We start from the raw sequence: 12,691 nt of genomic DNA, 5'->3' as shown, positions 1-12,691 counted from the left end.
AGTGCACAGGGAAGCGTGAACAGGCTTGATCAGTCACACGGCAGGCAACGCGCTTTCACGATGTTGCGCCGCTGAGGGTGGCATAGCGCCAATCAGGCCGTCATGCGGGAGGCACCCGTCATGACACTGCCTGATACTGAGCAGAATGCCACGTCATTCCCTGCGCCAATTTCCATAAAGGATTCTTATATTTAAAATAATGATACAGAGTTATTGATATTCACTCAAACAACAACACAGCTTTATACGACGAAGGTGGCATACCACCGATCATGCCCTGACACGCGCGCATCAGGCCTTGGATTCAAGCCTCAGGCGTTGCCAATCACTGGTGGGCTCATTGAGTCGGATACTCGCATCGATGACCTGTTCCTCCATGTTGTAACGACAGGTGAACCCCAGATGCTTCATCAGTGCACGCATCGGGTGATTGTCCATCATGATCTTGCCTACCATCTCGAGAGTGCCCAGCGAACGGCAATAGCGCAGCATCTTTTCCATCAACAGTCGTCCGATCCCCTCACCTTGCAGGTCATCACGAATGATCACCGAGAACTCCGTGCGAATGTTGTCAGGGTCATTCCAGACCCGCACCACTCCCAGCATTTCACGACGTGAGCCGCCCTCCTCCTGCTCACTGACTTCACGCTCGGCGATGAATGCCATCTGGCGGTCATAATTGATCTGGGCCAGCAGCGCCAGATCGCGTTGCGTCAGGGAAGCCTTGTGATGGAAATAACGGAAACGAATGCTTTCCTCGGACAATCTGGCATGGAAAGCGGTGATCAATGGCGCATCCTCTGCACGAATCGGCCGCACTTCCACCTCGGTGCCATCCTCAAGCCGCACCCACTCCCGCAGCTCTTCCGGGTACGGCATGATGGCGAAGCGCGCGGGCTTGCCCAGATCCAGCGTGAAATCCACCGCGACGGCCTCATCACGATTGAGCAGCAACGGATTGATCTCCAGCCCTCGAATGTCAGGCAAATCCGATGCCAACTGCGACAATTTGATCAACAAGGTACACAGGCGCGCGATATCCCGCTCGGGGTCCGGCGAGTGTTCCTCGATCAGACGCGAGGCGTGACTGCGCGAGATGAGCTCGCGTGCCAACGTCATGTTGAGAGGCGGCAAGGCAACCTGGCGGTCTACCAGCACGTTGACCTTGTAGCCCCCCAGCCCGAAGACCACCACCGGCCCGAACTCCTCGTCACGCGTGATGCCCGCACTCAATTGCAGCGAATGCTTGCCGCGACGCATCGGCTGCAGGCAGAACTCATGGATGCGGGTGCGTTCGCTGCCGCTGCGTCCCCGCTCGTCATCACGCTCGCTCACCTTGCTGGTGATTCGACGCATGGCCAGGGCGATGTCTTCCGGGCCATTGAGATCCTGGACCACGCCAGAAGACAGACGCTGCGGGAAGCGGCGGTAGCGGAATGGCTGGCTGTTGTGCTCGTGGACCACCCGCAAGGCGAAGGGCCCCGCTGCCATCTCGGCGTCTTCCTTGCCAGCCGCCTGCCTGAGAGCTGCAATGGCCTGCGCGGCTTCGGCGGCGTCAGACACATAATGACTGGCAGCTGTCGCGATGCCATAGGTCTCCAGTACCTGAGCCGTTTCAGAATGGGTCAGCCATTCACGACCGGCACGCCGAGCGCTGTGCACCAGATCATGTGCTCGGGCGCGAATCTCGGCGCTGGTGGTGAAGGACAGGCTCGGCGGGGTCTGCTGCAACAGGGACTGCACCCGCTGGTAATCCACCATCTGCAGGAAGGCCTTGACGCCCTTTTCAGGTGAGAGATAGGTCGGGATACCCGCAGCGTGGCAGGCATGACGTGCCGCCAGCGCCTGCTCGAGCCCCATCCAGCTGGTCAGCAGATTGCGCCGGAACTGCTTGCGATGCGTGATCAGGGCCTCGGCCGTGTCCTTGGATGGTGCAAGTCTTGTCGGCGCGTGCACGACGAGCACCGCATCGACTCCCTGATCATTGGCCACGATGTTGACTGCGGCAACGAAGTCTTCGGGCGTGGCATTGCCCCCCAGATCCACCGGATTGCGACCGGGCAGGCTGACATCCAGCTGATCCTTGAGCAGCGCATCCCGACTCTCCTTGCTCAGCTCGGCAAGCTTGCCGCCTCCCGCCATCAGCTTGTCGATCGCCAACAGGGCCGGCCCGAGACCATTGGAGACGATCGCCAGCCGATCGCCCCGCAGCGGTTTCATGCGATTGAGCGTCTCGAGGGCATCGAACATGTCCTCGCTGTCATTGACGCGTACCACCCCAGCTCGCGCCAGCGCGACGTCCACGATCTGGTCGCGATTGGGGATGCCGGGGGTGACGTGAGTCCCGAACAGGTCGGCCTCGGGCGTGCGACCGCTCTTGATCGCCAATACCAGTCGGTTGCGAGAGGCCTCGCGCAGCGCAGTCATGAAGTGCATCGAGTCATGGATGCGCTCGAGATGCAGCAGGAGCGCCTGGGCATGCCCATATTGATTCAGGTAATCAATCAGGTCAGGCAGCATCACGTCGACGCTGTCTCCCAGCGTCACCAGATGGGAGAAGCCGATACCGCGCCCCGCTGCCCAGTCGATCATGGCATTGCCCAGCATCCCCGACTGCCCCAGATAGGCGACCTTGCCCTTGGCGACAGGCTGACCACTGAAGGAGGCATTCAGATTCCGATTGGGCACGCAGACCCCCATGCACTCCGGGCCCAGCAGACGTATTCCACTGCCACGTGCCGCCTTGAGCAGACGGCTGTTGAGACTCTCCTGATCCGGATGGATGCGCAGTCGCGCGTGGTCGGGGGCCACAGGCTCACGCCGGGCAAGCATTCCGAGCCCTTTTTCCGTCACGCGGGCCAGGGAGCTTGCCGGCGACGGTGCCACTCCTCCGGAGATCAACAACGCAGCCTTCACGCCGCGACGCCCCAGCTTCTCGACGATGCGCGGCAAGGTCTCGGCAGGCGAGCACAGGATGGCGAGGTCCGGCATCGTGTCCAGCTCACTGATCCGGCGCACACAGGGCACTCCATGCACCGTGTCATAGCCCTTGGGATTCACCACGACAAGCGTGCCCTTGAACCCGCCTTCCAGCAGGTTTCTCAGCACCTGGCCGCCCAGTGAGTGTGTCTTTTCCGAGGCCCCGATCACCGCGATACTGGTGGGCTCGAAGAAATTGCGCAGAAATCGCATCCCCATGGAGGTGTCCTGTCAGCCGGTGCGCATCCAATGCGCGATGCCACCAGCATGCCGCGAAAGTGAGTGCCTGAACAGCAGCCGGCAGGTGCTGGAGAAGGTAGACCATCCGCCACTATCCGTGCCTACCAGTGAATCTTACTGTGAGGTTTCGAACTATCCTCAGTCTAGCGCCCAGCCAAACAGGCACATGCCGATGATCACCTCTTATATCTCTCATAGCGACTGTGGCAATCATTTCATGGGTCCGACACATCCCGAGAGCCCATTGCGCCTGCAGGCCATCCAGCGTCAGCTGGCATTGAGCGGCGTGATTCAGCATGTCCAGCAATACGATGCACGCCCTGCCACGCTGGAACAGCTGGCAAGAGTCCATCCGATGCGCCACCTGCAGGCTCTCGACAAGTGCCCGCCCCAGGCAGGTCAGCTGCTGGCGCTCAGCGAGGACACCGTGATGTGTGCAGACAGCCTGGTGGCGGCACGTCTCGCGGCAGGGGCCGTCGTGCGCGGGGTCGACCAGGTGATGCGCAATCAGGCAGACAACGTCTTCTGTGCCGTGCGCCCACCGGGCCATCATGCCGAACGCGCGGATGCCATGGGCTTCTGCTTCTACAACAACGTGGCAGTAGGCGCGCTGCATGCCCGCCAGCAGTACGGTGTCAGACGCATCGCCATCCTCGATTTCGATGTTCATCAGGGCAACGGCACGGTAGATATCTTCAAGCATGACCCCGACACGCTGGTCTGCTCATCGTTCCAGAACGCCATGTACCCCTGGCGCTATCTCGAGAGCCGCTGGGAGCACATTCACAATACCCCGCTGGCAGAAGGCTGTGGTTCGCTGGACTTTCGCCATGCCATCGAAGCGCAATGGCTGAAGAAGCTTGATGATTTCAAGCCGGAGCTGATCCTGATCTCGGCAGGCTTCGACGCGCATCGTGAGGATCCGATGGCCGAACTGTGTCTCGAGGACGACGACTATTACTGGATCACGCGCCTGGCGATGGACGTGGCCAGGCGCCATTGTCAGGGACGTGTCGTCTCGGTACTGGAAGGCGGCTACTGCCTGGAAGCGTTGGCACGCAGCACTGAGGCCCATGTCAAGGCACTGGCGGGTCTGCCGATGGAGGACGGGATATCCCTTCGTCATTCGCCGCCAGCCGCGCACGCGTCACCCAAAGTTCATGCAAGGCCAGATGAGCGTGATCATCCGCTGTTCTGAGTGACCAGACATGCGACTTCAAGAGACGCATCCCCTGTCGCCAGGAGCATCGTCGATGCCTTGCTCAGCTACACCGTGATTTCCTTGCTGTGATAAGCTGGCGAAAAAGTTTCCAATAGTAAACTTGTGAACTCCCGCCGCCATCGACCACAGCGAAGCTTCCCATGAGTACACCGACTGACAAGGATGCCGCGGTCCGGATCGCTTCCGGCCGCAAGGCCTTCGTTGAGCCCCTCAAGCTTGGAGAGAGGGTCAAGCAGATCCGTCTCGCCAATCATTGGACCCTCGAGGACGTCAGCCAGCGTACCGGGCTTGCACGCTCTACGCTGTCCAAGATCGAGAATGAACAGATATCCCCCACCTTCACCGCCGTCCAGAAGTTGATCAATGGTCTCAATATCGACCTTCCTCAACTGCTGAGTCCTCCCAAGCGACAGAGCGGCACGCTGGGCCGACGTGATCTGACGCGCCTCGGTGAAGGTAAGAGCCACCCGACCCCGACCTATGAACATGAGCTGCTTTCCTGGCAGCTGGCTCAGAAACGCATGATTCCCTTCAAGACCCGGGTGCGCGCTCGCAGCTTCGAGGAGTTTCCCGACTGGGTGCGCCACGACGGCGAGGAATTCCTGATGGTGCTGGAGGGCAGCATTCTGCTGTATTCCGAGTTCTATGAACCCTTGCCTCTCGGGGATGGAGACAGCATCTATTTCGACTCCGACATGGGCCATGCTCTGGTTTCCACCAGCGAAGACGATGCCGTAGTGCTGTCGGTCTGCACGCGCAACGACGCCGATTGATGATACGCCCACTGGCGCAATGCTAAACCGTTCTCCAGAAGCATGTGACGTGAAAGATCTCTACCTCGCCAGAACAATGGCCTGGCGAGGCAGAGGCAGCGCCTACATCATCACCGTTTAGCCTGGTGCTAGCGGGCGATCTTGACTCAGTCATGTTGGGCGGCGTCGCCTCGCCAGATGAGCTGACCACATTCACGCAGGTCATACCCTCCCAACGACTGTGCCAGCTGGATGCCATTGGGCGTGGACAGATAGTCCAGCAGGCCATGGAAGAGGTCGCGGAAATAGACGTTGCGTGGCACGACCAGATCAAAGGCCTCTTCACAGACCGGCACGAATCCGAGACCGAATTCATTCGCGGCCGATAACGTCCCCGGCCCGACATCCACCTCCCCGCGCGCGACGAGTGATGCGACCTCCCGCTCCGAGTAGGCGATGGCGAGGGTGTTGAGCTGCTCCGGGCGCATCTGATGGCCGGACAGCCACTCCTGCAGGAAGCGCTGCGAACCGGCCCCCTCCTGACGCACCACCCAGCGCCGTTGAGACCCGAACAGGCCACCGGGATTGATCGGCAGGTGGCGATCTTCCTGACGAATGATCAGCCCCTGGGTGCGCCGGGCCAGCCGGACCAATACCCACTGACGATAACCATCGTGCCCGCGGATCAAGGCCGGATGGCGAAGCGATGCTTCCTCGGCACGCCCCCAGTGAATGGCACAGACATCGGCTCGCCCCTGACTCAACAGATCCAGCCCCAGGCGTGTCCCGGTGACACTCATGCCATAGAAGGCACTGCCATCGTGCTGCTGGTTGAGTCGCATCGTCAGCGCTGCCAGCAAGGGGTCATCGCTACCGGTGATCATCAAGCGATCCGCCAGCACCCCATGATGGCTGGACTCCAGAATCCATTGCTCGACCAGGCGCCGCGGGAAAAGCCATTTGCCGGTGACCTTGGTGGCCGGCATGGTGCCCTCACTGGCCAGCTGGTAGATCTTCTTTTCATTGAGGTGCAACAGTCGTGCGACCTCATGGACCGTCAGAAAGGGGTTGTCATGCATCGTCGCATCCCCGGGAACAGGCTGATTCATTGCTCGCCCCCAGAGCGAGACTTGCCGGCTTCACGAAGTTGATCACCGGCACGCAGTGGAGGGATGGCGTCCAGTATCATCCGACCGGCAGGGTCCACCACCTGGAAGTGGCTGCCCTTGGCGCGTGCGATCAACAGCACCCCGAAGCGGCTGGCCAGCTCAACGCCCTTCTGGGTCACCCCGGAGCGTGAGACCAGCACCGAAATGCCCGCCTGCGCCACCTTGAGCACCATCTCCGAGGTCAGACGCCCCGTGGTGTAGAAGATATTGGCACCCCGGTAATCCGTCTCGTCCTCGCGCACAGGTGAAAGCCAGTTCAGGCCTGCCAGGGTATCGACGGCATTGTGGCGACCGACATCCTCGATGAATGCCAGCACCTCATCATCCCGGCACAGTGCACAGCCATGTACCGCCCCCGCCTTGCGGTAGGTGGCATTGTGGGCCGCGAGAGATGCCAGCAGCTGATACAGCACACTCTGCAGAAAGGGGCGATCATCAAGCGCCTCCAGCGTCTGACGCTCCAGCAGATTGCCAAAGACGGTTCCCTGGCCGCAGCCGGTGGTGACGGTACGCTTGCTCAGTCGCTGCTCGATATCCTCCGGCAGATGGCGCGTCACCACCGAGGCGCTTTCCACCTCCCAGTCCACTTGCAGCGCCTCCAGGTCTTCGATATCTCCCAACAGGCCCTGATTGCGCAGATAGCCCGCGACCAGCGCCTCAGGCTCGGCCCCCAGCGTCATCAGAGTGACGATCTCACGCTTGTTGAGGTAGATCGTCAGCGCGCGCTCGGCGGCGATCGACTGCGTCTGGCGCTGGCCTCGCTCATCCATCACGACGATATCCAGCGTGGTGGGCAATCGAGCATTGCTGATGACCGGAGGCATGGAGGTTTTCATGGCGTCGGGGTCTCCCTCTTCGAGCCGAATTGATGCCGGAGGGTGCCGCCACACGGCGAACCTGCCATGCAGGTTGCGGCATGCGTCGTCACCCAGCGCTCAAAGAATACCAGTCAGGCCGAGAGGCTGTCCTGATCCGGCAGCCATTGCGATCTCGCGTCATGCAATTCTCGACGCATGCGGCACGCTTCTTGCTAAAACCGGTAGAGCGTCGCATGTTCGTGAACGTGCAAGCCACGGCGCTGATGACAGACTCGCCTTGGACCCGATACGCCGCCGACCACGACTCGGGTCCCCCCCTGAACCACTTCCAGAACGCCCTCAAGAGATACGCCATGACCCAGCCACCCGACCCGTTGATGGACACGGCACTCGACGCCTCACGCGAGTCATCACGACCTGACGACACTCGCTGGCTGACCGTGACACTGGCCCCCTCGCAGCAGACTCTCGGCCGCTTCACTCTCGACACCTGGGTGATTTCCCGGATCGCGCCCGCGGATCACGGCGAGGCCACGCCCCGGACGCCTGAACAGGCGGCGCAACCGGAGCCTCAACGCACTCTGCCCCTGCAGCTGCATCTCACCGAGCGCACCGACTATCGTTACAACCTGCGTTGCGAACAGCCGCGTCTGTTCGTCTTGTGTGAAGAGCGTGAAGCGGATGGCATGCAGCCAAGGGTCGTCACCGCCTGCCAGGAAGTGGCCTCGCATTGGCTGGATGGCGACCAGCTGGTACTGGATACCCCGATGCCTCCTGCCCTGATGGTCTGGCTGGAGGGCTATCTCGCCCGGCATGGTGAGCGCATCGACGAAGGCAAGAAGAAGAAACGCAAGGGGGCGGGGCGCGCCAGTCAGACCGACACCGTGCGCCCGGACGCTGATGCTGCCAACAAGGAAGGGTCATGAGTCACTCCGACGACCGCGACCATACCTCGCAAGGCCTGTTGTCCCGCTGGTCACGCCGCAAGCAGCGCGCCGGAGCCTCACGGACGACCACGGACTCCCCCGATGCCGCCGCCGCTGGACTGGCGACGGTCGCTCGGCCCTCCACGGCCAATGACACCGCACCCACTGATACCGCACCCACTGAGACCGCACCCACGGTAACAGAGGCCTGCGAGGCATCGGACGAGCCGGGCCATGCTCTGCACAGTGAGCGGCATGACAGCAAGCGGCATGGCGAAGCGTCCGCTGAAGGCGGCAGTGAGACGACCGACGCCGAGGCCCTTGCACAGGAGGCAGATGAGCCCCCTCCCGTCGTGGAGCTGCCAGACCCCGACACCCTGCTGCCGGATGCGGATATCAGTGCCTACATGCAGGCAGGAGTGGACCCGGCGCTGCGACAACGCGCCCTGCGCCGCATCTTCATGGGAGGCGAGCACTCCCTGCGCGATGGCCTGGACGATTACGATCAGGATTTCTCCCAGATGCGTCCGCTCGCCGCAGGTGTGGCCGAGACGCTGAGACGTTGGACCCGCGATGTCGAAGAGGGACTCGAGAAGCTGGAAGATGACGAGGCTGAGTGCGTAGCCACCAGCAACGGCTCGGAAGATCAGCCTCAGGATGAGGCGCCGGAGGCTGCACCCTCAACGGATGAGCAAGGCCTCGACTCACTGGATGAGACATCACCGGATCACGGCCCACAGACCCATCGAGAACCCGCGCAGGACCAGCACACAGATACTGATGCTGCCCTTGCGCATGGCACGCATGCACGGCAAGGCGCATGGGACCAGACCGATGGCGTCACGGCTGACGGACATGGGCCCACCCACAGATCGCCCCAACCACCAGAATGACACGCCTGCCCTCAGGCACTGAGACATTATGACCCAGCGCGATCTCCGTATTCGGCATGCGGGGTCATTTCCTTGCCTCTCACATGACTTCCACTCCCATGCGAGAGGCGCACTGCCTGCAAGAATCCGCTCAACAGAGGCAGGTATCGTTACCAAGAGAACGGCACTGCCTCCCGATACCTGACCGACTACGCCCGATGCTCATCGCTGGCCCTTCAGTCCCTGACTATGCTGAAGCCAGTCGCAATGATGCCGCCATGCGGATCATCCGGATGACATCAGGCGCAAGACGTCGCTGGAAGCCCATGCACTTCCTTGAATGACCTTCGACCGCTGACCGGGCGCAAGCCTCGAGAATCAGCGGCGATCAGGAACCGTCCACCGCGCCACCTGACAGGCGCCAGGGGCGGAGCCGCCACGACCGAAATAAGGATGAGGATGCTCAGTTCAAGTCTCGAGAACGCCCAGCGCGCGCTCAACCAGCAAGCACGCCAACGCGCCCTGGCGGCAGTGCTCGGAGCCTCCCCCGCTTCCAGCCTGCCACTGCTGGCCAGTGATGCCGGCAGCGCCCCGATCCGCTATCGCAGCCAGGGCCGCACACTGCTGATCGGCAGCGAAGCGCGCCTGCGTGCCCTGTCCAGCCTGATGCTGGCACTGCCCGACACTCACTCCCTGTCACTGTCTCTGCTGATCAGCGAGCAGGACAACAGCGCTCTGGTATCCCTCGACGAGCGGCATATCACGACGAGCGAAGCACTGCCCTCCCATGCCAGCACCCGCGAGGCGCTCTCGCTGAGCGGCCATCTTGGCCATTTCACGCTGCTGGCTGGCGGGGTCAATCTGGCGCGCGCACTGCTGTCCACAGGTGCCCGACAGGTCGAGACCTTCGACCTGATCGCCGATCTGGGTCACCAGCCCCTCAATCAGGCGGAACTTCCGCCGCCGGGCTATCTGCGTGCAGATGATACGGTGCTGGGCGAGCTGGATCGTCTCGCAAGCGACGCCAGCCTTGTCGAGAGCGGCGATCAGATCGCGAACCTGACCCATTGGGCGACAGAATTCGCCGGTCTGGTCGGCAGCTTCGACAAGCCCAATTACGTCAACGTCAATCTCGACATCTGTGCCCATTCAAGTGCGGGCAGCATCGGGTGTACACGTTGTCTTTCCTCCTGCAGCGCCGATGCCATCTTCTCCGTGGCGGGACGCCGCAACGCGCATATCGAGATCGACCCGTACCTCTGCCATGGTGCCGCCAGTTGCGTGAGTGCCTGCCCGACCGGCGCGCTGAGCTTTACCCAGCCGCCACTCGAACAGCGTCTCGAACAGATCCAGCGTCTGCTTGAGCGCTATCAGGATGCAGGGGGCACGCAGCCGATACTGCGCTACCGCCTCGAGTCAGCCAGTGACCGCCACTCGCCGTTGGCACCTGAGGATCAGGAACGCTGCCTGGACATCGCACTGGATGAAATCAGCGCCACCGGGCACGACGAGTGGCTGGCCGCGCTGGCGCTGGGCGCCACCCAGGTCATCGTCGAACTGCCTCGGACACTGCCTGCCGGCCAGCACCAGCAACTCGAGCAGGAACAGCGTCTGTGCAATGCGTTGCTGGAGAGCATGCAACTGGCCACGGACACCCAGGGTTCCCCCCGTCTCGTGCTGATCACCGAGTCCGCCGTGCCGGCCTCGCCCATGACGCTCGTCAGTCCGCTCTGCATCGCGCTGGCGCCCGGTGCCGATCGCGAAGAGGACGGCCAGCCGGGCCTGCCGATCGCGCGTGACTGGCTGTTGGGTCAACCGGATGCCCGACCCGGCAAGCGTGAGCGCCTGAATCGTGTACTGGATCACCTGGCCACGCTGGCCGCCGCTGACCTGGCGCAGACCGCCGTCGAGGTACCTGCCGGTGCGCCCTTCGGCGCGATTCAGGTCGAAAGCGACGGCTGCACCCTGTGTCAGGCCTGTGTCGCGGTCTGCCCGACCAGCGCACTGTCCGCCAACCGCACCTCTCCGGCACTGTCCTTCACCGAGGGAGATTGCGTGCAATGTGGCCTGTGCGAGCAGTCATGCCCCGAGAGCGTCATCACTCTGACGCCGGGCTTTTCCGCACAACCAGAGGTGCGCCGTGAACCGCGCCTGCTCAAGCAGGACACGCCGTTCCCCTGCATCAGCTGCGGCACCCCGTTCGGCTCCACCGCCACCATCACGGCGATGCAGACCAAGCTGGCCTCCCACGCCTATTTCCAGGGTGACGGTGCGCTGCGCCTCAAGATGTGCAGCGATTGCCGCGTGAAGGATATCTGGCACGAAATGGCCCGCAATCCCGATGCTCAACTCAAGGTCTGAGTCCATGCCTTCAAGTGATGACACTGATATGACACCTGATGATGGATCGCTGATCAGCCACAGTGCCGAGCAACAGGCACTGCGGGCCGATCTCTACCGCCTGCTGGCTCGTCTGCTGCGGGCAGCGCCCGATCAGCCACTCATCGACTTCCTGGCGGCGCTGGAGCCTGAGGCCATCACCATGCCCGGCGCGGATCAGCAGCAACTGCCCAGGGCGCTGGCCTCGCTGTCTCTCTCGGCGCGCGTCAGTGACCCTCGACGACTGGAGGACGAGTATTTCCAGGCACTGGTCGGGGTCGTGCAGGGCGAAGTGGTGCCGTATGCCAGCTGGTACCTGACCGGCTCATTGATGGAAATGCCGCTGGTGGCACTGCGCCATGACCTCAAGCGCCTCGGTTTCGAGCGCGAAGCCGACGTTCGCGAGCCGGAGGACCACCTGGGGGCTCTGTGCGAGGTCATGGCCATGCTGATCGAGGAGCTGCCCGGCGAACAGGTCAACTTCTTCCGTCAGCATCTGGCGAACTGGGGTGAGCGTTGCTGTGCCGACCTTGCGCGCCGCAAGAGTCCTTTCTATGCCGCGGTTGGCTATCTTGGCCAGGCATTTCTGGCAGCCGAACGACGCAATCTCGGAGAGGCTCCCCATCCGACAGCCTCATTGGCGGACGTCGCAAGCCAAGACACCACTGGCTGGCAAGGCATACAACTTCCCCAATCGTGAGACCGACAGACACGCGCCGGACAGCACCCACAGCCCCGGCACACGCCATGGCCGGTGCTGGGGCTGATGCAAAACCCTGATGCAAGACCTGAAGCAAGACCGTGAGACACCCTTCAAGCGACAACGGATTCAGCGACGTTCGCCTTGAACATGACATGTCAGACAGGAGATCAGCATGAAGACTGATGACAACACGCAAGGCCAGGAACTGGCCCGTCAGGGCCGCCGCAAGTTCCTGAGGGTACTGGGAGCCAGCACCGTCGGGGCGGCAGCCGCTGGAACGCTGGCCGGGGCCGTCATCCCGGATCAGGCCGCGCCACAGGACGGCAAGACAGCAGACAGAGTGACCGACAACTATCGCGAGACGGATCACGTGAAGGCGTTCTACGCCACTCTGCGAGATTGACCTTCTGTCGGTCACGTCTCCACAGGGGAATCTGCCAGTGGCAACGCCGCCACTGCCAGATCCTCCGGGAGAGTACAGACTCGCCTGACGACGTGACCGATCAGAGACACAAAGGGCAGCGTGGAGTTCACTCCAGCCGCCATTGACAGCGACAAGACGGCACAGGGGCTCGCTGGCGAATGCCAGAAGAGCCACCTGAAGAACCGCCACTCCCGACACGGCCACCTG

10 protein-coding genes are annotated in these 12,691 nt (G+C 62.3%); 7 read left to right on the top strand and 3 right to left on the bottom strand.

Annotated features, from left to right (window positions below):
* Positions 1-291: 291 nt before the first annotated feature.
* Positions 292-3,198, bottom strand: a complete 2,907-nt coding sequence (locus HXS66_RS08205) for a bifunctional acetate--CoA ligase family protein/GNAT family N-acetyltransferase (protein WP_084208719.1) — start codon at positions 3,196-3,198, stop codon at positions 292-294.
* 193 nt (positions 3,199-3,391) lie between these two features.
* Between HXS66_RS08205 and HXS66_RS08200 the strand changes: the two genes are divergently transcribed.
* On the top strand, positions 3,392-4,417 hold the full coding sequence (locus tag HXS66_RS08200; RefSeq protein WP_084208720.1) for a histone deacetylase family protein: 1,026 nt from the start codon (positions 3,392-3,394) through the stop codon (positions 4,415-4,417).
* 164 nt (positions 4,418-4,581) lie between these two features.
* Positions 4,582-5,214 carry a helix-turn-helix domain-containing protein gene (locus tag HXS66_RS08195; protein ID WP_077376603.1) on the top strand — a complete coding sequence of 211 codons (633 nt, stop codon included), beginning with the start codon at positions 4,582-4,584 and terminating at the stop codon, positions 5,212-5,214.
* Between the two features lie 146 nt (positions 5,215-5,360).
* Here HXS66_RS08195 and HXS66_RS08190 read toward each other — a convergent pair whose 3' ends face one another.
* Entirely contained in the window at positions 5,361-6,272 is a 912-nt protein-coding gene (locus tag HXS66_RS08190) for a helix-turn-helix transcriptional regulator (RefSeq protein WP_176503278.1), read from the bottom strand.
* 26 nt (positions 6,273-6,298) lie between these two features.
* Positions 6,299-7,198: a formate dehydrogenase accessory sulfurtransferase FdhD gene (locus tag HXS66_RS08185; protein ID WP_373996123.1), complete on the bottom strand. Its 900-nt coding sequence runs from the start codon at positions 7,196-7,198 to the stop codon at positions 6,299-6,301.
* Positions 7,199-7,533: 335 nt separating this feature from the next.
* Between HXS66_RS08185 and HXS66_RS08180 the strand changes: the two genes are divergently transcribed.
* The 5 genes from HXS66_RS08180 (at position 7,534) to HXS66_RS08160 (ending at position 12,463) form a co-directional block, all read left to right on the top strand.
* Complete coding sequence (locus tag HXS66_RS08180; RefSeq protein ID WP_255303164.1) at positions 7,534-8,106, top strand: DUF3305 domain-containing protein; 573 nt, start codon at positions 7,534-7,536, stop codon at positions 8,104-8,106.
* The gene (locus tag HXS66_RS08175; protein ID WP_176503277.1) at positions 8,103-8,999 is read left to right on the top strand and encodes a DUF3306 domain-containing protein; all 897 of its coding nucleotides are present in this window, start codon (positions 8,103-8,105) and stop codon (positions 8,997-8,999) included. The genes HXS66_RS08180 and HXS66_RS08175 overlap by 4 nt, the downstream gene beginning before the upstream one ends.
* A gap of 438 nt (positions 9,000-9,437) precedes the next feature.
* Positions 9,438-11,339, top strand: coding sequence for a 4Fe-4S dicluster domain-containing protein (locus HXS66_RS08170; RefSeq protein WP_176503276.1), 1,902 nt, complete (start codon positions 9,438-9,440; stop codon positions 11,337-11,339).
* Positions 11,340-11,367: 28 nt separating this feature from the next.
* Positions 11,368-12,057 (top strand): molecular chaperone, encoded by a 690-nt coding sequence (locus HXS66_RS08165; RefSeq protein WP_084208724.1) that lies wholly within the window; start codon positions 11,368-11,370, stop codon positions 12,055-12,057.
* Between the two features lie 175 nt (positions 12,058-12,232).
* Positions 12,233-12,463 carry a hypothetical protein gene (locus HXS66_RS08160; RefSeq protein WP_077376618.1) on the top strand — a complete coding sequence of 77 codons (231 nt, stop codon included), beginning with the start codon at positions 12,233-12,235 and terminating at the stop codon, positions 12,461-12,463.
* Positions 12,464-12,691: the final 228 nt, after the last annotated feature.

This window comes from Cobetia sp. 5-11-6-3 (assembly GCF_013374055.1).
Taxonomy (GTDB): Bacteria; Pseudomonadota; Gammaproteobacteria; order Pseudomonadales; family Halomonadaceae; genus Cobetia; species Cobetia marina.
The sequence above is the reverse complement of the archived record's forward strand: the minus strand, read 5'-3'. Positions and strand labels throughout refer to the sequence as shown.